Genomic DNA, 23,324 nt, shown 5'->3' with positions numbered 1-23,324 from the left:
GCCGAGTGGTGGGGCAAGAGCGTTTTGCTTACTTTTGCGCTTTTCAAAAGTGAGCCGCTGTAAGAGCGGAACCAATAGCGGCCCTGACCGAAGTAACGGATATGTACTCCACCCCGAGCGCATACGTCATCCAACGTATTCCCCGCCCAACCCCATCCCCGTGAGACTGCTCCCGACAGCCAAGCCACCTCCGGGAGCACCTCGATGACCGACACCCTGATCAAAGTCGACCTCAACCAACCCGTCACCGAAAACGAACAGATCCACAACCGTTGGCACCCGGACATCCCGATGGCTTGCTGGGTCAAACCCGGCGATGACTTCATCCTCGAAACCTACGACTGGACCGCCGGCGCCATCAAGAACAACGACGACGCCAGCGACGTGCGCGACGTCGACCTCTCCACCGTGCATTACCTCTCCGGCCCGGTGGGCGTACACGGCGCCGAACCTGGCGACTTGCTGGTGGTCGACCTGCTCGACATCGGCGCCAAGGCCGACTCCCAGTGGGGCTTCAACGGCTTCTTCTCCCGCCAGAACGGCGGCGGCTTTCTCACCGATCACTTCCCCAGCGCGCAAAAAGCCATCTGGGATTTCAAGGGTATGTTCACCAGTTCCCGGCACATCCCGGGCGTCAATTTTGCGGGCCTGATCCACCCCGGCCTGATCGGCTGCCTGCCCGACCCGGTGATGCTCGCCGACTGGAATCGTCGCGAGCAGGAGCTGATCGACACCAACCCGACCCGCGTCCCACCCCTGGCCAACGCCCCGCTGGCCGCCACCGCGCACATGGGCAAACTCAAGGGCTCGGCCCGTGATGATGCCGCCGCCACCGGTGCCCGCACCGTGCCGCCCCGTGAGCATGGCGGCAACTGCGATATCAAGGATTTGTCCCGCGGCTCGAAGATCTATTTCCCGGTGTACGTCAACGGCGCCGGCCTGTCGGTGGGCGACTTGCACTTCAGCCAGGGCGACGGCGAAATCACCTTTTGCGGCGCCATCGAAATGGCCGGCTGGGTGCACATGAAGGTCGAGCTGATCAAGGGCGGCATGGCCAAATACGGGATCAAGAACCCGGTGTTCAAGCCAAGCCCGATCACCCCGAACTACAAGAACTACCTGATCTTCGAAGGCATCTCCGTCGACGAACAGGGCCAGCAGCACTACCTGGACGTCAATGTCGCTTACCGCCAGGCCTGCCTGAATGCGATCAACTACCTGACCAAGTTCGGCTACTCGCCGGCCCAGGGGTATGCGTTGCTCGGCTCGGCGCCGGTGCAGGGGCATATCAGCGGCGTGGTGGACATCCCCAACGCCTGCGCGACGTTGTGGCTGCCGACTGAAATCTTCGAGTTCGACATCAACCCCAATGCCAGCGGCCCGACCCAATTCCTCGACGGCAGCATCGACCTGCCCATCGCTCCGGACCTGTAGCCATGCCGACCTACGAATATGCCTGTGAGTCCTGCGGCACCTTCACGATGCTGCGGCCCATGGCCCAGCGTCACGAACCCAGCCAATGCCCGTATTGCGACGGCCCGGGCGGGCAGTTGCTGCTGTCGGCGCCGGCGCTGACCACGCTGTCGGCCAATCAGCGCAAGGCCATAGCCGGTAACGAGCGCAGCGCCCATGCGCCGCAAACCGTCGGCGAATATCAGGCAGCGCGCAAGCACCCGGCGGGCTGCAGTTGCTGTGGCACCAGCAAGCCGGTGGTGCCGAGCAAGGCCAACCCGCTGGGGCTCAAGACCAGGACCGGGCCACGGCCCTGGATGATCAGTCATTGACCGAGGAGATTTGCAATGCGCCATGGCGACATTTCCAGCAGCCCGGATACGGTCGGCGTTGCTGTCGTGAACTACAAGATGCCGCGCCTGCACAGCAAGGCCGAAGTCATCGATAACGCGAAGAAGATTGCCGAGATTATTGTCGGCATGAAGCAGGGTTTGCCCGGCATGGACCTGGTGGTGTTCCCCGAATACAGCACCATGGGGATCATGTACGACCACGACGAGATGATGGCGACCGCCGCGAGTATTCCCGGCGAGGAGACGGCGATTTTCTCCGCGGCCTGTCGCCAGGCCAATACCTGGGGCGTGTTTTCCCTGACCGGTGAACGCCACGAGGAGCACCCGCACAAGGCGCCGTACAACACGCTGGTGCTGATCAATAACCTCGGCGAGATCGTCCAGCGTTACCGCAAATGCATTCCGTGGTGCCCGATCGAGGGCTGGTACCCGGGCGATCGCACCTACGTGTGCGACGGGCCCAAGGGCATGAAGGTCAGCCTGATCATCTGCGACGACGGCAACTACCCGGAGATCTGGCGTGACTGTGCGATGAAAGGCGCCGAGCTGATCGTGCGCTGCCAGGGCTATATGTACCCGGCCAAGGAGCAGCAGGTGCAGATGTCCAAGAGCATGGCCTGGGCCAATAACTGCTACGTGGCGGTGGCGAATGCGGCGGGGTTCGACGGGGTGTATTCGTACTTCGGGCACTCGGCGATCATCGGCTTCGATGGCCGTACCCTGGGCGAGTGCGGCGAGGAAGAGATGGGCATTCAGTACGCCCAGCTGTCGGTGTCGCAGATCCGCGATGCGCGGGCCAACGACCAGTCGCAGAACCATCTGTTCAAGTTGCTGCACCGTGGCTACACCGGCATGCATGCCTCGGGCGATGGGGACAAGGGCGTGGCGGATTGCCCATTCGAGTTCTATCGCACCTGGGTGCTGGACGCGCAAAAGGCCCAAGAGAATGTCGAGGCCTTCACTCGCAGCACCGTCGGTGTCGCCGAATGCCCGGTGGGGCAGTTGCCCCATGGCGGTAAAGAAAAAACGGCGGGTTGAGGCATGCGGTTTACTTTTGAACCGGCCCAGGTCATGGCCTTGCTGCGCAGCCGTATCGTTGGCCAGGACGCAGCCCTGGCCCAAATGGAAGGGTTGCTCAAGGTGGTCAAGGCCGATATCGGTGAGCGTGAGCGGCCGTTGAGCGTCAACCTGTTCATGGGGCCTACCGGGGTCGGCAAGACGGAAATCGTCCGGCTGCTGGCGCAGGCGTTGCACGGGCGTGCCGACGGGTTCTGCCGTATCGACATGCACACCCTGGCCCAGGAGCATTATGCCGCCGCACTCACCGGTGCACCGCCGGGTTATGTCGGCAGCAAGGAGGGCATCAGCCTGTTCAACAGCGAACTGATCCAGGGTAGCTACAGCCGCCCTGGTATCGTGCTGTTCGACGAGTTGGAGAAAGCCAGCCAGGAAGTGGTGCGCAGCCTGCTGGGCATCCTTGAAAACGGCCAGCTGACGCTGGCGGGCGGCGCTCGTACGCTGGACTTTCGCAACAGCCTGATCTTCATGACCAGCAATATCGGCGCCCAGCAGGCGCGTCGGCACCGGCAACGCTTTGCCCCGTTGCGCTGGTGGGGGCGCGGTGAAGCGGGGGTGTTGGAGGACGCCTTGCACCGCCACTTCGAACCGGAATTTCTCAATCGCATCGATCGTATCCTGATGTTCGAGCCCATCGACCATCAGTGGCTTGAGGCGCTGCTCAAGGTGGAACTCGGCAAACTCAATCAACGCCTGGCGGCGCAGCACCGATCATTGGTGCTGGATGAATCGGCACGTGCCTGGCTGTGCCGCGACCATGACGTACGGTTCGGCGCCCGCGCCTTGGGCCGCCGATTGCGGGTGGAGCTGGAGCCGGCGATTGCCGAATGCGTATTGCGCGACCCGGGTGTGGGCCCCATGGGCGCGACTGTCGACAGTGATCGTTTGGTGGTTTCGCAACAAGCGGCTTGCATCCAATAAATTTCAGGCTAATATAACCCGGGTAAAACAAAATAATCCGGGTAAAAGTCATGAGCGCATCACAGTGCACCGCCTTCCTTGGCCACCAACGCGTGGCTGCCGGCTCTTATGCCGACGTCGCCAAAAACCTGAAAAGCCTCGACCTGGCGACGGGCAGCTTGCTGGTGTTTGATGACGCCAGCGGTGTTCAAGTCGACTATCCCTGGCCCGCCGGTTACGCACCGCAGCAACCGACCCTCGCGGTGACGGAGGCCGACGTGCCGGCGTCACCTACTGTAGGCCGTCCTAAGCTGGGGGTGGTCGCCCGTGAAGTGACCTTGCTGCCGAGGCACTGGGAGTGGCTGGGACAACAACGCGGCGGCGCCTCGGCGGCCTTGCGCCGGTTGGTGGACGAAGCGCGCAACGCCCATGCCGAGCACGATGAGCGGCGCCAGGCGAAGGAGTCCAGCTATCGTTTCATGAGCGCCATCGGCGGCGACCTGCCAGGTTTTGAAGAAGCCTCGCGGGCGTTGTTTGCCCAGGACGGCGCGGAATTTTCCAACAGGATCGCGCACTGGCCGGTGGATGTGAAGTTGTACCTGGCCTGGTTGTCACGCAACGCTTTCCCTGCCTAATTGCATTGAGATCCGAACCTTCATGGAAGTCACCCAGCAACGACCGTTGTGGCAGATCTACCTGATCTTTCTGGCACCCATGGTGCTGTCCAATTTCCTCCAGAGCTTTTCCGGCACGCTGAACGGAATCTATGTCGGGCAGATGCTCGGCACCCAGGCGTTGGCGGCGGTGTCGGGGATGTTCCCCATCGTGTTTTTCTTTATCGCCCTGGTGATCGGCCTGGGGGCGGGCGCTTCGGTGCTGATCGGCCAGGCGTGGGGCGCGCAGGAAGCCTCGATGGTCAAGTCGATCACCGGCGCCACCCTGACCCTCGGCGCCCTGATCGGGGTGATCGCGGCGGTGCTGGGCAGCGTGTTTGCGCGCCCGGCAATGCAGGCCCTGGGCACACCGGTGGATGTGCTGGATGACGCGGTGGGTTATGCGCAGATGATGATGCTGATCATGCCGCTGTTGCTGGTGTTCATCCTGTTCACCCAACTGCTGCGGGGCGTGAGTGACACGGTGTCGCCGTTATTGGCGCTGATGGTGTCGACCACCGTGGGCCTGGTGCTGACCCCTGCGCTGATCAAGGGTTGGCTGGGCCTGCCGCCGATGGGTATCCAGAGCGCGGTGGTGGCGGGGTTGGTGGGTAATGCCCTGGCGATGACGTTCCTGGTGCTGCGCCTGCGCCATAAAAACCACGTAATGGCGCCGGATCGCCAGTTGATGGCGGCGCTGCGGCTGGATCGGGTGATCCTGGGCAAGGTCCTGCGTATCGGGTTGCCTACGGGGTTGCAGATGGTGGTGCTGTCGTTGTCGGAGCTGGTGATTCTGGCGCTGGTCAACAGCCATGGTTCCCAGGCGACGGCGGCGTATGGGGCGGTGACGCAGATCGTCAACTATGTGCAGTTTCCGGCGTTGTCGATTGCGATCACCGCGTCGATTCTGGGGGCGCAGGCGATCGGGGCGGGGCGCCTGGAGCGGATCGGGCCGATCCTGCGTACGGGGATTTTGATCAACCTGTGCCTGACGGGTGGGTTGATAGTGCTGGGGTATGTGTTGTCGCACTGGCTGTTGGGGTTGTTCATTACCGACGTGGATGCGCGGGTCAAGGCCGAGCACCTGCTGCATATCATGCTCTGGAGCATCCTGGTGTTCGGTTTCCAGGCCGTGGTGGGCGGGATCATGCGGGCCAGCGGGGTGGTGCTGGTGCCGGTGGGGATCTCGATCGTTTGCGTGTTGGGGGTGGAGTTGCCGGTGGCGTATCTGCTGAATGCGCGGTTTGGGCTGGAAGGGGTGTGGATGGCGTTTCCGGTGACGTATCTGGCGATGTTGGGGTTGCAGACGGCGTATTACCGGCTGGTTTGGCGGCATAAGCAGATCAAGCGGTTGGTGTGAGGTTTTTTTTGCGGGGGCGCGCAGGGTGTACAAAAAAGCGGCAAAGTAACCAAAACGCTCTGCCCCGCCTGTCGGTACCTCGCCTAGGCTCGGTGTTCACTCCGACATTACTCCGTGGGCCGCCGCGCCGCACTCCTGCGTTCGGCCTCGGGCTGAGTGGGGCAGTCAGATCAAGATCAAAAGCAAGAGCACGGCGGCCTGAGTGTTAGAAGCCAGATCAAAAGCCAGAGCGAAAGCAGAGCTGCTTTTCTGTGGGAGCTGTGCCCGCTTTAGCCTTTGATTTTGATCTTAGGCACACCGCACCAAGGCGAGGTGCCGAGTGGTGGGGCAAGAGCGTTTTGCTTACTTTTGCGCTGTTCAAAAGTGAGCCGCTGTAAGAGCGGAACCCTAGGTGGTCGTTACCTCAATAACGGATATGTACCGCGACCCATCCCCCGCAACTCCTTGGTGAAATAACGGCTCGGTACCTCACCCAACACACGCTTGAACACCGTGGCAAACGCACTCGGGCTGCTATAGCCCAGATCCAGCGCCACCCTGGTCACCGGTTCCCCATTGCCCAGCCGCACAATCGCCGCCAGCAAACAGGCTTGCTGGCGCCATTGCAGGTAACTGATCCCCGTGGCCTGGCGGAACTGGCGGGTAAAAGTCCGGCGGCTCATACCCGCGCCGAGGGCCATGGCATCAATGCCGATTTCCAACGAAGGCCCGGCCAGGAACGCTTCGCAGGCCTTCGCCAATCGAGGCTCGGCCGGCAACGGCGCACACAGCGGCAGCACCGGCATTCGGGCGATCTCGTGCAGCAGCAAGCCCATCAAATAGCTGTCGCGGCCACCCATCGCGTAACGCGCAGGTACCTCGACGGCCTTCTCCAGCAACTGCCCAAGCAGCGGCGACACATCCAGCACCTGGCATTGTTGCGGCAACTCCAGCCGCCGCGCCGCCTGTGGGCGAATGTAGGTGTTGAGCATCGTCACCGGCCCGCGCATCAGCATGGCGTGGGACACATGCGGCGGCACCCAGATCGCGCGGCGGGGCGGCACCACCCAGTTACCGGTGGCGCTGTAGACGGTAATGACACCCTGGCTGGCATAGGCCAACTGGCCTCGCGGGTGCGCGTGGGCGGGGAACAGCTCGCCGTCGGCATAGTCGATGGCGGTCACGACCACGTCGCGCGGGGTGTTTTCGTAGGGATGAATATCGGGCATGGCCTGATTCTAGCCTTTGTTGACCCACAATCGCAGGCGGGCCATCGCGGTTTACGAAAAAATCTGTCGGATGCACGGCCTCCTGTCGTGCCACCGAGTCAATGGACCCGTCACGATGAAGCAAAAACACCTGTTACTGGCCGTCCTGGTGACGGCTGTGTGGGGACTCAATTTCCCCATTACCAAACTCGGCCTGGCCGAGATCAACCCGCTGTTGTTGACGGCCCTGCGGTTCACCCTGGCGGCGTTGCCCTGGGTGTTTCTGGTGCGCCGGCCCCAGGTCGCGGTGAAGTGGCTGGCGGCCTATGGCTTGATATTCGGGGTGGCGATGTGGGCCTTGATCAACCTCGGTATCGCCATGGGCGTGCCGCCTGGCAGTGCTTCGCTGCTGATCCAGTTCAGCGCATTCTTCACCCTGGGCTGGGGCGTGCTGCTGTTTCGGGAAAGCCTTTCCCTGGCGCAATTGATCAGTGTGCTGCTGGCGGCCATGGGGTTGGCAGGCATGCTGCTGGGCGTGCAGGGGACGGCCACGCTGCTGGGGTTTGCCCTGGTGCTGTTCAGTGCCCTGGCCTGGAGCATCGGCAATATCATCATCAAGGTTTCCCGGGTGCGGGAGATCTTTGGGTTCGTGGTCTGGGCCAGCCTGTTTGCACCGCTGCCGCTGGTGCTGTTGACGTGGCTGCTGGACGGCCCGCAGGCCTTTGCCGCGTTGCCCGGGCAGATGAACGGCGTGGCGTTGTTCTCGCTGGCGTTCCAGGTGTATGGCGCGACGCACTTTTGTTACTGGGGCTGGAACCTGCTGTTGCGCGAGTACCCGGTTTCCCGGGTGGCGCCCCTGTCACTGCTGATCCCGGTGTTCGGCATCGTCAGCTCAATGCTGATCCTGGGTGAGCGCCCCGGGGTTTCGCAGTGGCAGGCCATGGGCTTGATCCTCTTGGCCCTGATCGTCGGCCTGAAGAAGGGGCGCCCGTTGTGGGTCAGGCAGGACGGTCACGCTTGAGCAGGCCATACAGCGCGCTGTCCGAGATCTCGTCGCCGACCACCCAGCGCTCGCGCAGCAAGCCTTCGCGAATGAAACCCAGGCGCTCAAGCAGCTTCGCGGAGCCCAGGTTGCGTGGGTCGATATCGGCTTCAAGCCGGCGCAGCCCGGCGGTGTTGAACCCATGGTCGATCACGGCGCGAGCGGCTTCGCTCATGTAGCCCTTGCCCCAGTGCTGGCGGCCCAGGGTAAAGCCGATTTCAGCGCGGCGGCATTGCTCGTCGACATTGAACAGGTCGCAACTGCCGATCACCTCACCGGTGGCCAGCAACTCCACCATGCACACCAGGTCTTCACCGGCAATCGATGCCTCCATCAGTTGGCCGAAGCGTTCAACGGCTTGCTCGGCGCGGGTCATGGTGGGAAAGGAAAAGTAGCGCATGGCCTCGGGGTCGGACCAAATGGCAAACAGCGCGCGCCAGTCATCCTGATGGGGAGGGCGCAGGCCCAGGCGTTCGGTGGTGAGAAGTACGGGGGCGAAAAAGGGCAGGGTCATCATGTGCTCGTCCGTGAAGATCACGGGCGCAATCCTGCCGGGATTACGGGCGTTATACAAGCATCAGGAACAGGCCGTATCGTCCAGCGCCTGGGCCGGCAGCGCGCCGGTGGTCTTGATGGTTTTGGTAACGATATAGGTGAAGTAGCGCTCGATGGCCAGGTCTTCCATCAGCAGTTGATCGATGAAACGCTGGTACTGGTCGATGTCGGCTGCGCGGATCATTGCGATGTAGTCCACGCCGCCGCCGGTGGCGTAGCAGAACTCCACGTCGGGGGCGTCGCTCATGCGTTGTTCGAAGCGGCGCATGTCCTGGGCGGTGTGCCGGGCGAGGGTGATTTCCACCAGCAGTTGCTGACTCTTGAACACCTGATTCCAGTCGATCACCGCGCGGTAGCCCTTGACCAGGCCGGCGCTTTCCAGCTTGCGCACGCGCTCCCAGGCGGGCGTTACCGAAAGGTTGATGGCCTCGGCCAGGCTCGATTTGGTGATGCGCCCGTCCTCGGAGAGGATACGCAGGATTTTCAGGTCGTAGCGGTCAAGCTTGTGCATCGGCAACGAACTCCAAAGGCGCACGGACCCTGTAGGAGCGAGCTTGCTCGCGATGAGCCTGAGGACGACGCGTTAATTCAGGATTAGCACGTTATCGTTCACGACCATCGCGAGCAAGCTTGCTCCTAAGGGAAACTCATCAGCCCAACACTTCCCCGGCCACCTGGTCGATCGCGCCTTTGGTGATGTCGACGATCAGGTCTGCCTCCGCCCTGGTCAAAATCAGCGGCGGCGCAAAGCCGAGGATGTCGCCGTGTGGCATGGCCCGGGCGATCATCCCGCGTTCCAGGCAGGCCGCCGAGACTTTGGGGCCGACCTTGAGCGCAGGATCAAACGGCGTGCGTTGCTCACGGTCGGCCATGAATTCCACGGCGGCGAGCAGGCCGTCGCCGCGTACTTCGCCCACCAGCGGGTGACCTTCGAGGGTTTCCCGCAGGCGACGGTTCAGGTACCCACCGACTTCGTCGGCGTTCGCCGTGAGGTTCTCCCGTTCCAGGATATCCAGGTTTGCCAGCGCCGCCGCGGCGCAGATCGGGTGCCCGGAGTAGGTCCAGCCGTGGCCCATGGCGCCTTCGTGGGTCGAGGCCTTTTCAATCACGTCCCACACCTTCTCACCGATGATCACCGCTGACAGCGGGGCATAGGCGCTGGTCAGGCCCTTGGCCGTGGTGATCAGGTCCGGGCGCATGCCGTAGCGCTGGCTGCCCATTTTCGAGCCCAGCCGGCCGAACGCGCAGACCACTTCGTCAGCGATCAACAACACATCGTACTTGTTCAGTACCGCCTGGATCGCCGCCCAGTAACCGGCCGGGGGCACCACGATGCCACCGGTGCCCATTACCGGTTCGCCAATGAACGCCGCGACCGTGTCCGGGCCTTCGGCGAGGATCATTTTTTCCAGCTCATCGGCGCAGTGACGCACGAACGCAGCCTCGTCCATGCCCGCCGGTGCCTTGCGGTACCAGTGCGGGCAAATGGTGTGCTGGATGCCTTTTTCCGGCAGGTCGAAATGCTGATGGAAGGCGGCGAGGCCCGTGAGGCTGCCGGTCATGATGCCTGAGCCGTGATAGCCGCGATCGCGGGAGATGATTTTCTTCTTCTGCGGACGGCCCAGTACGTTGTTGTAGTAACGCACCAGCTTGATCTGGGTTTCGTTGGCGTCTGAGCCGGACAGGCCGTAGTAGACCTTTTTCATGCCTTCGGGCGCCCAGTCCATGATGCGGCTCGACAGCTCGATGATTGCCTCGGTCGAGTGACCGACATAGGTGTGGTAGTAGGCCAGCTCCTTGGCTTGCTTGTAGATGGCGTCGGCAACTTCGGTGCGGCCATAGCCGATGTTCACACAGTACAGGCCGGCAAACGCATCGATGAATTCGCGGCCTTCCTGGTCGCGAATGCGGATGCCCGAGGCGCTCTTGATGATGCGGCCCTTGAGTGCGCCGCTGGCGTGATCATGGGCGTGGGTGGACGGGTGCATGAAGTGCGCGCGGTCTTGTTCGAACAGGCTGTTGAATGCTTGGCTCATGGTTGCTCTCCTTGGAATTGGCCTTGGTGATGCAGGCAAAAGTATTTGGTTTCGACAAAGGCTTCGAAGCCCTCGGCGGCGCCTTCACGGCCCAGGCCCGAGGCTTTCATGCCGCCGAAGGGAATCGGGTGACCGGTGAATTTCACCCCGTTGACCGCGATCATGGCGTGGTCGAGGCGGCGGATCAGCGGGTAGATCAGGTCCAGGCGGTTGGAACAAATGTAGGCGGCCAGGCCGTACTCGGTGTCGTTGGCCATTTCGATGGCCTGGTCAATCGAGTCGAACGGCAGCACCCCGGCAATCGGCGCGAAGTTTTCTTCGCGGTAGATGCGCATTTGTGGGGTCACGTCGGCGAGTACCGTTGGCTGGTAAAACAGCCCGCCCAGGGCGTGGCCTTCGCAGCCCACCAGGCGTTGCGCGCCCAGCTCCAGGGCGTCGGCCACGCGTTCGGCGGTGACGTCGAAGGCGGCCTGGTGCATCAACGGGCCGATGTCGACGCTTTGCTCTTGCCCGTCGACCAATGCCGGGCCGACCCGCAACTCACGCACGGCGGCAGCGAAGCGGCTGAGGAATTCGGCGTAGATCGAACGGTCGACCATGATCCGGTTGGCCGCGCAGCAGTCCTGGCCGGAGGTCTGGAACTTGGCCTCGACCGCGACTCTCACTGCCAGCTCAAGGTTGGCGTCGGCGCAGACAATAAATGGCGCATTGCCGCCCAGTTCCAGCGAGACCTTCTTCACGTCCTGGGCCGCCGCCTGCAGTACCAGCTTGCCGACCCGGGTCGAGCCGGTGAAGCTTACCGAGCGCACGCGGGTGTCCTGCACCAGGGTTTGCATGGCCATCTGTGGCTCGCCCAGCACCACGTTGAACACGCCCGGCGGGAAGCCGGCTTCTTCGGCCAGTTGCGCGAGGGCCAACGCCGAGTAGGGCGTTTCATGGGCCGGCTTGACCACCACCGTGCACCCGGCGGCGAGGGCGGCGGCGGCCTTGCGGGTGATCATGGCCGAGGGGAAGTTCCATGGGGTCAGCAGGGCGCAGACGCCTACGGGTTCCTTGACTGTGCCCAGGTGCGCACCGGGGATGTGGCTGGGGATATTCTGGCCGTACAGGCGGCGGGCTTCTTCGGCGAACCACGGGATGAAGCTTGCGGCATAGGCGATTTCGCCGCGGGCTTCGGCCAGCGGTTTGCCTTGTTCCTGGCTGAGGATGCGGGCGAGGTCCTCCTGGTGTTCGAGGATCAGTGCCGCCCAGCGCCGCAGGATCGTGGCTCGGGCATCGAGGTTCTGTTCACGCCAGGCGGAAAACGCGCGGTGGGCGGCGTCGATTGCGGCGACAATTTGCGGTTTTTCCAGCATCGGCACGTGGCCGATCAACTGTTGGTTCGCCGGGTCATGTACGGCGATGGTGCTGGCACTGGCGCTGTGGACCCAATGGCCGTCGACGTAGCACAGGGCTTTGAACAGCAGCGGGTGTTTGTAGGTCATCGGGGTCACTCCGGATGGGCTGAGTGGGTGCAATGCTAGGGCAGGGGCAGGCGCGGGATTGGTGGTTTGGTGGGGGTGGGGCAGTGGTTTTTTTCTGATTGCGCCCGCCAAAACAGTTATTTTTGCGGCGGGTGAAAATCGACTGTGGGAGCTGGCTTGCCTGCGATGGCGACGGTGAATTCAACATCGCTATCGCAGGCAAGCCAGCTCCCACATTGAATCGGTGCTACTTGGCGGTTTTTGCGGTGGCCACCCAGCCGTCAAACGTCGCTTTGTTTTCCTTCATCCAGTCCTCCGCCAGCTTGCGAATGTTGCGTTCGCTGGAGCCGTCGGCGCTGATGGTTTTTTCCCAATAACTCCAGGTTGCCTGGGAAAACGTCATCTGCTCCACCAACTTCCTGATCGCCGGATTCGCCGCGATGAATTGCTTGTTGCCAATCGCATACCAGTTCCACGCCGCCATCGCCATGCGGCATGGATCAGCCCCGCCGGCGCACCCGGCAACCCCGGGCGTCAGTGCCGAAGTGGTGCTCGGCACATTGCCCGGCAACGCATCAAACGGCGTCGGCAGCCACACCACGTCCTTGCCCGGCACCATGGTGTTGGTCATCCACGACGGTGCCCACGCATAGAAAAACACCGGCTCGCCACGTTTCAGCCGGGCGACGTTTTCGAACATCAGTGCTTCGTATTTGCCGCGTACCGGGTTAACCGTGTCCTTGAGACCGAACTTGTCGAGCTGGTAATCCACCACATCGCCACAGCCCCAGCCCGGATCACAACTGATCAGGTTGGCCTTGCCGTCCTTGCCGAACAGCCCGGCGATTTTCGGGTCCTTCATTTGTTCCAGGCTGGTGATGCCGTACGCGTCGGCGGTTTTCTTGTCGATCATGTAGCCGTTATAGCCAGCGCCCGTAATGAAGCCCGAGCCCACCACTTCGGTACGGTCCTTCACCTTGTCAAAGCTCGGTTGCAGCATCGGCAAGGTCACGTCCATCGACAGGTCCAGGTCGCCCTGGGCCGCGGCGGGGAAGAACAGGGTGGTGTTGACGGTGCTCAACTTGCTCGCGTAGCCCAGGCGCTTGGTGGCCTCGATCGCGATTTTGGTCAGTACGTAGTTGCCGCCGGTGCTTTCCGATTGCACGAAGCGGATGGTCTTGCCGGTGCCCGGCAAATCCTCGGCCCACACCTGCGTACTTGCCAGGTACAACACTGCTGCAAATCCAAGCAAGGCTTTGAATGGATGCATCATGATTTCCTCTTTTTTTTCTCGTTATGGTTAGGGTTGGCAGTCAACAACGGGCATTCATGAGGTTCTTTTTGTTATGCGTTTACCGGGTTCGGATTGAGCAGTCGCTTGAATAGCGACTTGCGCTTGCGCATGGTCGGTTGCGCCAGGTTCTGGGTGATCCGGTCGAGCATCATCGCCAGCAGCACAATGGCAATCCCGCCCACCGCCGCGCGGCCCACGTCCATCCGGCCCAGGCCTTGCAGCACCACCAGGCCGAGGCCTTCGGCGCCGATCATCGCCACCACCACCGACATCACCATGGCCGTGAGCACGGTCTGGTTGAGGCCGCCGAGGATCGTCGGGATCGCCAGGGGCAGCTGGATTTCCCAGAGCAATTGGCGCTTGTCCGCACCAAAGGCGTGGCCGGCTTCCACCAGTTCGGTGTCGACCATGCGGATGCCCAGGTAGGTAAAGCGAATCAGCGGCGGGCAGGCGGAGATCACCACCGCCACTTCACCCGACACCGTGCCGACGCCAAACAGCATCACCACCGGCACCAGGTACACGAAGGTCGGGGTGGTTTGCATGATGTCGAGGATCGGCCGCATCACGCCCCACACCCGCTCGCTGCGGGCGCACCAGATGCCCACCGGAATGCCCACCACCATGCAGATCACAATCGCCGTGGTGATCAGCGACAAGGTGGTCATGGCCTCGTCCCACACCCCCAACGCGGCGATCACCACCAGGGCCACGGCGCTGAACACCGCCACCCCCAGGCTCGCCGCACGGTAGGCGATCAGGAACATCAGCAACACCATGACCGGGAACGGGATCGCGTGGATCACCGTGTCACTCAGCCCCAGCAAATGCTCCACCGGCCAGCGAATCGCCTGGAACATTGGCCGCAGGTGAATCCCCAGCCACTCCACACCCTGGCTGATCCACTGGTCTACGGGTAAAACCGCGAGGTCTTCTGAACTAAGCATGCTGTGCAACCTCCGCAGCGGCAGGGCGCGGGGCCGGGACGCTGGCTATGCAATCAAGAATGTGCGCGCTGTTGAGGGTGCCGACGAACTGCCCGTCGCCATCCACCACCGCCACCGGCAAACCCGGTTTGAGCAGGCGCGCGGCTTCCACCAGCTTGGCGCTGGCCGGCACGCAAACGAACTGGCTCGACAGCCGTTGCAGTGCGTCGGCGCCGCCGCCCACGGCCAGCAGCGCTGCCGAGTCCAGCACGCCGACCGCCTTGCCGCTGGTGTTCAGTACGAATGCAGCCGTGCCGTCATTGCCCACCACCCGGGTGTCACCCTGCACCAGCAGCGTGTGGGCTTTTTCCATGATCGAGCGCGCATCGAACAGCCGCGAACGGTCCACCTCCCGGGTGAACGCCGCGACGTAATCGCTGCCCGGGTCCATCACGATTTCCTGGGGCGTGCCCTCGCGCACCACTTGGCCGTCGGCCATGATCGCGATGCGTGTGCCCAGCTTCAGGGCTTCCTGGAAGTCGTGGGTGATGAACAGGATGGTTTTTTTCAGGGTGCGTTGCAGGCGCAGCAACTCGTCCTGCATCTCGGTGCGGATCAATGGGTCGAGGGCACTGAAGGCCTCGTCCATGATCAGCACGTCGGCGTCGGTGGCCAGTGCGCGGGCCAGGCCGACGCGCTGGCGCATGCCGCCGGACAGCTCGTGGGGATGGTGGTCGGCCCACTTGGCCAGGCCGACAATCGCCAGTACTTCCAGGGCCCGCTTGCGCCGCTCGGCCGCCGAGACACCGCGCAGCTTGAGGCCGAACTCGGTGTTCTCGATCACGGTTTTATTCGGCAGCAGCGCGAAGTGCTGGAACACCATGGAGATACGCGTGCGGCGCACTTCCCGCAGTTGGTTTTCGTCGAGGCTCACCAGGTCTTCGCCGTCCAGCAGGATCTTGCCCGCGGTCGGTTCGTTCAGGCGGTTGATACAGCGCGCCAGAGTGGATTTGCCCGAGCCCGAGAGGCCCATGATCATGTAGATCGCCCCGCTGGGGATCGACAGCGATACGTTGTTGAGGCCGACCACGGTGGCGGTCTCGGCCAGGATCCGGTCTTTGCTGGCCCCGGCGGTCAAGAGCTGCATGGCCCTGTCCGGGGTTGAAGAAAAGACCTTGTAGAGGTTCTCAATCTTTAGTCGTTCGCTCACCAATTGCCTCCAATTGTTGTTTTGCAATCTGCGGAAAACTTCATCAATAGAAATTTTTGGGCTACTGGCAGTTAAAAATCTTCGAGCTAAGGCGACGCAAGGCGCAGTCGCAAAAATTTCTTGTTGTGGTGCCAAGGCACTTACAGCATGAGCGGTGTGGCGAGTGCAAGGGTTGGGCGTCAACCGGTCGTTGAATCCGATGGAGCCATGCTTTCCCGGGCTTTGCGGGCCACACGAAACGCCTCGACACCCGCCGGCACGCCGCAGTACACCGCGATCTGCACGAGGGCTGCGCGCAGTTCGTCGTCGCTCAGTCCGTTGCGCAGGGCGCCGCAGAAATGCGTGCCGAATTCGTCCATGCGCCCCAGCGCCGCGAGCATTCCCAGGTTGAGCAGACTGCGTTGCTTGAGGTCCAGGCTGTCGTCGGTCCAGACCATGCCCCAGCAGTACTCGTTGAGCACCGCCTGGAAGGGCCGGGAAAAGTCGTCGGCGCGGCCCAGGGCCTGGTCGACGTAGCTATCCCCGAGGACTTGGCGGCGAACGCTTTCGCCTTGGGCCTGCAATGATTTATCCATGGTGAGTCTCCGAAGGGGTTAGAAAATCGCGTATCAGGGCGGCCACCTGTTGCGGCGCCTCGATCAGGATGCAATGGCGCAGCCCAGGCAGAATCCGCAGTTGCGAACCCTCGATGCGATCGTGCATGAACGTCGCCATCCGTGGGTTGGAGCCGGCGTCTTCGGCACCGGTGGCAATCAGCGTGGGGCAGCGGATCCGTGACAGCTGTTCGCCGAAATCCGACTCGGCCAGGATGCGATACGCCGCGGCATAACAGCCCGGGTCGTTGTCGGCATTCAGTTGGCGCAGACGGGTAACAGCCTCGGGATTGCGCGCCTGAAAATCCTCGGTCAGCCAACGCGACAGCGATGCCTCGTAGTGAGCCACCGGCTCCCCGGCCTGCAAGGCGGCGAGGCGCGCGTGTACCCGCTCGCGCTCCTCGGCGTTACGCCCGGCGACGGTCGACAGCAGCACCAACCGGTGAACCCGCGACGGATGAGTCAGGGCCATGCGCTGGGCGATCAGCCCGCCCAACGAGAACCCGGCCAGGTCGAACTGCTTGAAACCCACGTGATCCGCCAGGGCCAGCGCCTCACCCACCAAATGATCAATCTCATAACGCCCGGGCGTGCGGGACGACTGGCCGTGGCCGCGCAGGTCGAAGGTCAGCACGGTGAATTGCTCCTGCAGACCCGCCACCGTTTCAGCCCACGCCTCAAGGCTGGAACCCACGCCATGGATGCACACCAGCGGGCGCGGTCCATGCCCGTCCAGGCGATAGTTGAGCGTGACGTTGGCCACGCTGAAACGTTGTGCCTGGCCCATCACGCGCTGACCTGGTTGCGTTGTCTGGCGCGTTCGCGCTCGGCGAAGAATGGCATCACTTCATCGATGAACAGGCGCAGGGTCTGCTTCTGCAGTTCGAACGGCAGGTTGAAGGTCAGGCCCAGGCAATACTGGTCGACACCGGCGGCTTCGTAGTCGAGCAGCTTTTCGATGATTTCTTCCGGGGTGCCGAACATCAAGTTGCGTCGCAGGTTTTCCGGGTTGTAGTTGTCTTTGCCGCGCACGCTTTCAAACGGCACCGGCTCGGGGAAACCGTTGTGCACGGTGCCGATGTTCTGCATCAGGTTCTCGAAGGCGCGGCCAAAATCCATGCTGTGCTTGACCGGCAGTTCCCAGTCGTTGGCGTTGGCGTACACGCAGGTGCGGCGCTGCATCATGAAGCGCGGGCGTGGCACGTGGGGGTTGTCGGCCACGGCCTTGTTGAATTTTTCGCCGAGCACCGCGATTTCGGCCGCTGGCAGCGAGAGCGGGGTGGACAGGATGTTGGCGCCAATGCTCACTGCCCAGTCGAAGGTGCCCGGGTCCCGTGCGGCGACCCAGATCGGCGGGTGGCCTTTTTGCAGCGGCTTCGGTACGGCGGCGGTCTGCGGGAATTTCCAGTAGTGGCCGTCGTGGGCGTAGTCGCCGGTCCAGAGCTTTTGCACCGCCGGCACCAGTTCCTTCATGTAGCCCACACCTTCCTGCTGTTGCAGGCCGGGGGTCATGCGGTCGAACTCGTACTGGTAGGAACCGCGGGCGATGCCGAATTCCAGGCGGCCGTGGGTCAGGTGATCACACAGCGCGGCTTCACCGGCAAGGCGGATCGGATGCCAATAGGCGGCAGCGAGGGTAGCGGTGCCCAGGCGGATACGCTCGGTGTGCTGGCCGAGCCAGGTCAGGGTCTGGAACGGGTTGGGCGCGATGGTGCATTCCAGGGTGTGGTGTTCGGAGGTCCACAGGGTTTCAAAGCCGCCGGCATCGGCGATCTTTGCCAGCTCCAGCAGGTTGGCCATGACGGTCTGCATCGGCACGTCTGGCGAGAAGCGTTCCATGCTCAGGGATACGGCGAATTTCATAAGATGCTCCTTGAATAATCAGCGCAGGCGAATGACGAAGGGGTCCTGCATTTCGCCGGAGTAATCGATGACCACGTTCTTGGCCCGGGAAAACTCGCGCATCACGTCAAAGCCGCCGCGACGGCCATATCCGCTGTGCTTGAAGCCGCCGTTGGCGGACATGTAGGCCGAGCTGCGGTAGGTGTTGATCCACACCGTGCCGGCGTCGATGCGGTTGGCAAAGCGCATCGCGCGGTCGATGTTCTGGGTCCAGATTCCGGACGCCAGGCCGTAGTGGGTGTCGTTGGCCAGGCTGAGCATTTGCTCTTCGGTGGTGAAGGGCATCACACCCACTACCGGACCGAACAATTCGTCGCGCATGAACGGCATGTCGTTGGTGGCGTTGGCCATCACCGTGGGCTCGAAGTACCAGCCTTCGGACAGGTGCGCGGCGCTGGGGCGCTTGCCGCCGACGGCGATCTGCGCGCCTTGTTGGGCGCCGCTGGCGATGTAGCCTTCGAGCTTTTGCAGTTGGGCTTGCAGGGCCAGCGGGCCGATGTCGGTGTGTTCTTCCATCGGGTGGCCGACGCTGATCTGTTGGGTGCGGGCCACCAGGGCCTCGACGAACTTGTCGTAGATCGGCGCTTCGACAAAGCAGCGCGAACCGGCCACGCAACTTTGCCCGGCGGCGGCGAAGATCCCGGAGACCACGCCGTTCACGGCCTTCTCGATATCCACATCGGCAAACACCACGTGGGGCGATTTGCCGCCCAGTTCCATCTGGCACGGCACCAGGTTATTGGCGGCGTTGCCAGCGATACGCCGACCGGTTTCGGTGCTGCCGGTGAACACGTATTTGGCGATGTCGGGATGGCGGGTCAGGGCCTCGCCGGTGACGGCGCCGTTGCCGGTGACTACGTTGACCACACCCGCCGGGAAGCCGGCTTCGATGATCAGTTCGGCCAGCGCCAGTGTGGAGGCGCTGGCGTGTTCCGAGGGCTTGATCACCACCGTGTTGCCGATGGCCAGGCACGGTGCGAGGGTGCCGGTGAGCAGCATCAGCGGCGAGTTCCACGGGGTGATCATGCCGACCACGCCCAACGGCTCGCGGCTGCTGTAGTTGAGCTGGTTGAGCTTGTTGACCGGGATCACCTCGCCTTGCAGCTTGTCGGCCATGCCGGCGAAGTACACGTAGGCATCGGGCAGGGCGCTCATTTGCGCGCGCATTTCCCGCAGCAGCTTGCCGTTGTCGCGGGTTTCCAGCAGCGCCAGTTCTTCGGCGTGCTCGGCCACCAGCTGGGCCAGGCGATACAACAATTTGCCGCGTGCGGTGGGTGTCATGTTGCGCCACTGCGGGTCGTTGAAGGTCTTGTGGGCGGAAGCGACGGCGCGGGCCACGTCGCCGGCATCGGCCTGGGCGAACTGGTACCAGGACTGGCCGGTGGTGGGGTCGAAACTGTCGACATAGCTGCCGCTGTCGGGAGCGACAAAGCGACCGTCGATAAACAGGTTGAGGCGGTTGCCCTCAAGGGCGCTGACCGTGGTTTTCATGCAAGAGTCCTGTAGGTGCGTGTCAAAGGGGCGCGTTTTCGAGCATCGCGATGCGGCCGCTGGCGGCAGAGCCGGTGTAGATGCCGAACTGCTGGTTCTGGCGCTCGCGGGCATAGCGGCGCACCACCGAGCGCAGTTCGTTGACCGGCATCTGCTCGATGGGCAACTCGTCCAGCGGGAAGAAGCGCAGGGTGTCGGGCAGCTCGGCGTCGAACGGGCCGAGCTGGGCGCGGTAGATCAGGTAGCCGGGGTCGGTGTCGTCGACATCGAACGCCGAGTACAGGAAGGTCGATTCCAGCTCCACCGGCAGCGAGCTGTCGCCGGCGTCGATAAAACCCTTGCGCTTGCCGGCCACCGGCAGCGTCCAGCCGCCCTGGCCATCGGCGCGAAACAGGATCGCGTCGCCGGCTTCGATCAGGTAGCCGATGATCATCTTGTGGGAGTCCAGCCAACTGGCCGGCAGCGGGTCCTGGATGTTCGCGTAGCGGCCCCGGCAGAAGCACAGCGGCAGCTTGGGGCTGGTGCCGAAGGCGCGGACCTGGCCGATCAGCACCAGGTGGTCGCCGGCTTCGATGCGCTGGTGCACGCTGCAGTCGAACCAGGTCAGGCTGTCGGTGAGGATCGGTGCGCCGGTGTGCACGGTGTCGTGGTTGACGGTGTGGAATTTGTCTGGCGACTTGGAGGCGAAGGTCCCGGAGACGTCCACCTGGCCTTCGTGCAACAGGTTCACGGCAAACTGTTCGGTGCTGGCAAACGCGGTGTAGCTGGCGGCCGACTTGCCCACGCACACCAGCAGCAGCGGCGGGTCGAGGGACACCGAGGTAAACGAATTGGCGGTCATGCCGCGCGGGTTGCCATCGGTGTCATGGGTGGTGATGACGGTGACGCCGGTGACGAAGGTGCCGAAGGCCTGGCGCAAGGCGCCCGGATCGACGGCTGCAACGTTGGCGCTGATCGCGGTGCTCGGCATCGGGGTACTCCTTTGTTCTTGTGGTGTGAAGCAAGCCTACGAGCAAGGGAAACCGTGGGCTTGCGTCGAAAAATGGTAGCGAAGACGAAAGTTTTGCTTCGTTTCGCAGTGCTCCGGCATTTCTGTGGCAAACATCAACGCTTTGGCGAGGGAGCTTGCTCCCGCAGGGCTGCGAAGCAGCCCCACAACGGCAACCGGGTGCTTTCAGGCGGACCATGGCGGGGCTCATGGGGCCGCTCCGCGACCCAGCGGGAGCAAGCTCCCTCGCCACAATTGAGCGTCGTTCTTCAGCCAGACGTCAGTCCTTGGGTTGTTCCGCTTCCATCTCGGCCATGTCCTGGTAGCGGTCGGCAATCCGTGGGTGGGCACGGGAGCCGTCGCTGGCGCCGATGGCGATCAGCACTTCGTCGGGGCCCGGGGCATCGGCGACCTGGAAGTTGGCGGTGAGAAAGTGCGAGCGCTTGCCGGTTTCGCTTTTGTGCACCATCGGCAGCGAAAGCAGGGCGCCCGGTGCATTGCGGGTGTTGGTGAAGCTCAAGTAGGCGGTGCCTTCCACGGCTTCGCGGAACAGGTTGCCGAAGCGCAGGGTGTGGATCAGGCCCGAGGCGTGTTCGATTTCGCCGTTGACCCCGACCGCCGCCGCCTTGCCGAAGGCTTCGACCTTGCCCCCGGGCATCAGGGCGATCAGGCGACGGGTCATCTCATGGCCCAGGCCGGGGGCCAGGCGCAGGATTTCCGGACGCAGGTTTTCGACGAAGCCCTGGCCGGCCCAAGGGTTTTTCAACACGGCTGCCACCACGATCAGGGTGATCGGTTTGCTGGCGTCCTTGCCGCCTTCGATAAAGGTTTCTTCGATAAAGGTGCAGTACTTCCTGACGCCCAGATTTTCCAGATTCATGATCACTCGTCGCCCTTTTGGCTGTTGGTTGTGGCCTTAGGCTAGGAGCGTTGGGCAGCAGCGTCTTCCGTGGTTACGCAGTGCAAATCCACTGGACATTGCTCTGAACCGGAGCAAATATCAGGCGGGCCTGGCAGGCAACGTGGCTGCCGTGACCTCCATGTTCGGGTGAGCGCCTTGAATCGAGAAATGCAGATACTGTCGTTGCGCGATGTGGCCAGTCAGATCAACTCCGGCGGTGACCTGCAGTCGATGCTGCACCAGTTGGTGTACGCCAGTTGCCGCCACACCCACTGGACCATGAGTTCGATCATGGCCATCGACATGAACGCCGGCTTCGGCCACGTGATCGCCCGCCATGACCCGACCCTGGTGCAGCGCCCGCTGGTGGATTGCTGGGAGCTGTCTTCCAGCCCGGTGATGACCGCCCTGCAACGCAACGAGGCGGTGTTCATCCGCGACGTGCGCGAATGCGAGTATCCCGGCTACCGCCGCGAATCCCTGGAGCGCGATTACCGCACGGTGATGGTGATGCCGATGAACTGCACCGACTTCGACGGCCGGCCCATGGTGCTCAGTGTGATTTCCCGCACGCTGATGGACGTTTCGGAAGAAGACCGGGTGTTCCTCGGCATGATCATCCACCTGGGCGCCATTGCCGTGGAGCGCCAGCGCCAGCTGGAAGCCGAACGCCGCGCCGCCGAGCGCCTGCAGCAGGCGTTGCATGTGCATACCACGATGCTTGAACACGTATTGGGCGGCGGTTCGGTGACATCGTTGTCGCTGATGGTCGGCGACCAGTTGCCCAACCCGGTGATCGCCGTGGACTTCACCGCCAACCAGGTGGTGGCGGGGCGTTCGCCGGATCCCGCATTGTTTGACGACAATGCCTGGCAGGCCGCAGTCGCCGGGGTGCTCAGCGTGCAGATCACCAAGGCCGCCCAGGAAAGTTTGCGCAGCGCCCTGCGCAGTACGGTCAACCTGTTCCTCGACGATGGCCAGCGCCAGTTCACCCTGCGGGCGCAGATCGAACCGTTGATGGTCGACCACGAACTGGTGGGCGCGCTGGTGCTGTTCCCGGTGGCGGCGCCGGTCAACGAGCTGGACCTGCTGATGCTGGAAAGCGCCAAGTTCGCCTTGAGCGTGCAGATGATGCGCAGTTTTATCCGCTTTCGTTTTGAAACCCGCACCCAGACCGAGCTGTTGCTCGAAGTGCTCGAGGGCCGCTGGCGCGATGCCGATGACATCCAGCAGCGCGCCCAGCGGCTGGGCATCAGCTTCAGCACCGCGCAGCAGATGATCATCGTCGACTACGGCGCCAAGGCCCGGGAGGCGAAGAACCTGCACCACAACGTCGCGCGCATCCTGCAGCGTGCAGGGATGCAGGCCACGGTGATCATTGTCGACAACGGTTTGGTGTGCCTGGTGCCGGCGGAAGGCGAGCGCTTGAGCAAAATTAAACGGCAGATTACCGATGACCTGGCGCACTACCTGGGTGCCGAGCCGATCCTGCTGGCCAGCGGGGTGTGCCGGGCGCTGGCGGATTATCCTGCCGCGTGGGAGCGCTGCCGGCGGCTGATCGAGATTGCCCGCTCGTTCGGCCGCAGCGGGCCGATCTCCGATCAGGATTTCGGGCCGATCCCGATCTTCGTCGCGGCCGTGGGCGGAGAAGACATCCGCACCTTCGTCAACGACAGCGTTGGCGCCATGCTCGCCCATGACCGCAAGCACCAGACGCCGTACCTGGAAACCCTGACGGCGTATCTGCGGGAGAGCTGCCGCAGCCAGGCATGCGCGGACGCGATGGGAGTGCATGTGACGACGCTGCGCTACCGGCTGGCGCGGATCCAGGAGTTGTTCGGGATTGATGTGGAAACGCCGGAACGGCGGTTTGCCACGGAATTGGCGATTCATTTGCAGCGGGTGATTGATAGCTGACGGGTAGCATTGCTCCACTTAATA

22 protein-coding genes are annotated in these 23,324 nt (G+C 63.0%); 8 read left to right on the top strand and 14 right to left on the bottom strand.

The genetic code is table 11. The annotated features are described in order from the left end of the window. Positions 1-204 precede the first annotated feature (204 nt). The 6 genes from fmdA to HX811_RS28910 are packed head-to-tail and all read left to right on the top strand — an operon-like array spanning position 205 to position 5,795. Entirely contained in the window at positions 205-1,434 is a 1,230-nt protein-coding gene (fmdA, locus tag HX811_RS28935; RefSeq protein ID WP_003218608.1) for a formamidase, read from the top strand. Between the two features lie 2 nt (positions 1,435-1,436). Beyond that, positions 1,437-1,784 (top strand): zinc ribbon domain-containing protein, encoded by a 348-nt coding sequence (locus HX811_RS28930; RefSeq protein WP_008432727.1) that lies wholly within the window; start codon positions 1,437-1,439, stop codon positions 1,782-1,784. A 15-nt stretch (positions 1,785-1,799) separates the two neighbouring features. Beyond that, a complete protein-coding gene (locus tag HX811_RS28925; RefSeq protein ID WP_003218599.1) occupies positions 1,800-2,843 on the top strand; it encodes an aliphatic amidase in 1,044 nt (347 codons plus the stop codon). Positions 2,844-2,846: 3 nt separating this feature from the next. Further along, complete coding sequence (locus HX811_RS28920; protein ID WP_177020137.1) at positions 2,847-3,803, top strand: AAA family ATPase; 957 nt, start codon at positions 2,847-2,849, stop codon at positions 3,801-3,803. A gap of 50 nt (positions 3,804-3,853) precedes the next feature. After that, positions 3,854-4,417, top strand: a complete 564-nt coding sequence (locus tag HX811_RS28915; RefSeq protein WP_177048459.1) for a DUF2239 family protein — start codon at positions 3,854-3,856, stop codon at positions 4,415-4,417. 22 nt (positions 4,418-4,439) lie between these two features. After that, entirely contained in the window at positions 4,440-5,795 is a 1,356-nt protein-coding gene (locus HX811_RS28910) for an MATE family efflux transporter (protein ID WP_177048457.1), read from the top strand. 398 nt (positions 5,796-6,193) lie between these two features. Here HX811_RS28910 and HX811_RS28905 read toward each other — a convergent pair whose 3' ends face one another. Beyond that, the gene (locus HX811_RS28905; RefSeq protein WP_177048454.1) at positions 6,194-7,003 is read right to left on the bottom strand and encodes a helix-turn-helix transcriptional regulator; all 810 of its coding nucleotides are present in this window, start codon (positions 7,001-7,003) and stop codon (positions 6,194-6,196) included. Between the two features lie 115 nt (positions 7,004-7,118). Between HX811_RS28905 and HX811_RS28900 the strand changes: the two genes are divergently transcribed. Beyond that, positions 7,119-8,003 carry an EamA family transporter gene (locus HX811_RS28900; protein ID WP_177048452.1) on the top strand — a complete coding sequence of 295 codons (885 nt, stop codon included), beginning with the start codon at positions 7,119-7,121 and terminating at the stop codon, positions 8,001-8,003. Here HX811_RS28900 and HX811_RS28895 read toward each other — a convergent pair. From HX811_RS28895 to HX811_RS28835, 13 genes are all read right to left on the bottom strand, one after another. After that, a complete protein-coding gene (locus HX811_RS28895; RefSeq protein WP_256344476.1) occupies positions 7,981-8,541 on the bottom strand; it encodes a GNAT family N-acetyltransferase in 561 nt (186 codons plus the stop codon). The genes HX811_RS28900 and HX811_RS28895 overlap by 23 nt on opposite strands. 60 nt (positions 8,542-8,601) lie before the next feature. Continuing rightward, positions 8,602-9,090 (bottom strand): Lrp/AsnC family transcriptional regulator, encoded by a 489-nt coding sequence (locus tag HX811_RS28890; RefSeq protein WP_003219468.1) that lies wholly within the window; start codon positions 9,088-9,090, stop codon positions 8,602-8,604. A 139-nt stretch (positions 9,091-9,229) separates the two neighbouring features. Next, positions 9,230-10,615, bottom strand: coding sequence for an aspartate aminotransferase family protein (locus HX811_RS28885; RefSeq protein ID WP_177029062.1), 1,386 nt, complete (start codon positions 10,613-10,615; stop codon positions 9,230-9,232). Further along, the gene (locus tag HX811_RS28880) at positions 10,612-12,099 is read right to left on the bottom strand and encodes an NAD-dependent succinate-semialdehyde dehydrogenase (protein ID WP_003219471.1); all 1,488 of its coding nucleotides are present in this window, start codon (positions 12,097-12,099) and stop codon (positions 10,612-10,614) included. The genes HX811_RS28885 and HX811_RS28880 overlap by 4 nt, the downstream gene beginning before the upstream one ends. 226 nt (positions 12,100-12,325) lie before the next feature. Continuing rightward, positions 12,326-13,351 (bottom strand): glycine betaine/L-proline ABC transporter substrate-binding protein ProX, encoded by a 1,026-nt coding sequence (proX, locus tag HX811_RS28875; RefSeq protein ID WP_087693082.1) that lies wholly within the window; start codon positions 13,349-13,351, stop codon positions 12,326-12,328. A 71-nt stretch (positions 13,352-13,422) separates the two neighbouring features. Further along, a complete protein-coding gene (locus HX811_RS28870; protein ID WP_023658964.1) occupies positions 13,423-14,319 on the bottom strand; it encodes a proline/glycine betaine ABC transporter permease in 897 nt (298 codons plus the stop codon). After that, complete coding sequence (locus HX811_RS28865; RefSeq protein WP_003219477.1) at positions 14,312-15,445, bottom strand: glycine betaine/L-proline ABC transporter ATP-binding protein; 1,134 nt, start codon at positions 15,443-15,445, stop codon at positions 14,312-14,314. The genes HX811_RS28870 and HX811_RS28865 overlap by 8 nt, the downstream gene beginning before the upstream one ends. A 242-nt stretch (positions 15,446-15,687) precedes the next feature. Further along, positions 15,688-16,083: a carboxymuconolactone decarboxylase family protein gene (locus tag HX811_RS28860; RefSeq protein ID WP_003219479.1), complete on the bottom strand. Its 396-nt coding sequence runs from the start codon at positions 16,081-16,083 to the stop codon at positions 15,688-15,690. After that, a complete protein-coding gene (locus HX811_RS28855; RefSeq protein ID WP_102369460.1) occupies positions 16,076-16,888 on the bottom strand; it encodes an alpha/beta fold hydrolase in 813 nt (270 codons plus the stop codon). Before HX811_RS28855 ends, HX811_RS28860 begins: the two co-directional genes overlap by 8 nt. Further along, on the bottom strand, positions 16,888-17,964 hold the full coding sequence (locus HX811_RS28850) for an LLM class flavin-dependent oxidoreductase (protein ID WP_003219483.1): 1,077 nt from the start codon (positions 17,962-17,964) through the stop codon (positions 16,888-16,890). The genes HX811_RS28855 and HX811_RS28850 overlap by 1 nt, the downstream gene beginning before the upstream one ends. Positions 17,965-17,982: 18 nt before the next feature. After that, positions 17,983-19,494: an aldehyde dehydrogenase gene (locus HX811_RS28845; protein WP_087693080.1), complete on the bottom strand. Its 1,512-nt coding sequence runs from the start codon at positions 19,492-19,494 to the stop codon at positions 17,983-17,985. A gap of 22 nt (positions 19,495-19,516) precedes the next feature. After that, a complete protein-coding gene (locus tag HX811_RS28840; RefSeq protein ID WP_177048450.1) occupies positions 19,517-20,464 on the bottom strand; it encodes a flavin reductase family protein in 948 nt (315 codons plus the stop codon). Positions 20,465-20,762: 298 nt separating this feature from the next. Then, positions 20,763-21,362: an amino acid synthesis family protein gene (locus tag HX811_RS28835; protein ID WP_177048448.1), complete on the bottom strand. Its 600-nt coding sequence runs from the start codon at positions 21,360-21,362 to the stop codon at positions 20,763-20,765. 189 nt (positions 21,363-21,551) lie between these two features. Between HX811_RS28835 and HX811_RS28830 the strand changes: the two genes are divergently transcribed. Further along, positions 21,552-23,300 carry a helix-turn-helix domain-containing protein gene (locus HX811_RS28830; RefSeq protein WP_177048447.1) on the top strand — a complete coding sequence of 583 codons (1,749 nt, stop codon included), beginning with the start codon at positions 21,552-21,554 and terminating at the stop codon, positions 23,298-23,300. Positions 23,301-23,324 lie beyond the last annotated feature (24 nt).

It is taken from the genome of Pseudomonas sp. F8002, assembly GCF_013385495.1.
Lineage (GTDB): Bacteria > Pseudomonadota > Gammaproteobacteria > Pseudomonadales > Pseudomonadaceae > Aquipseudomonas.
Note: the sequence above shows the minus strand (reverse complement) of the source record. Positions and strands in the feature narration are given on the sequence as shown.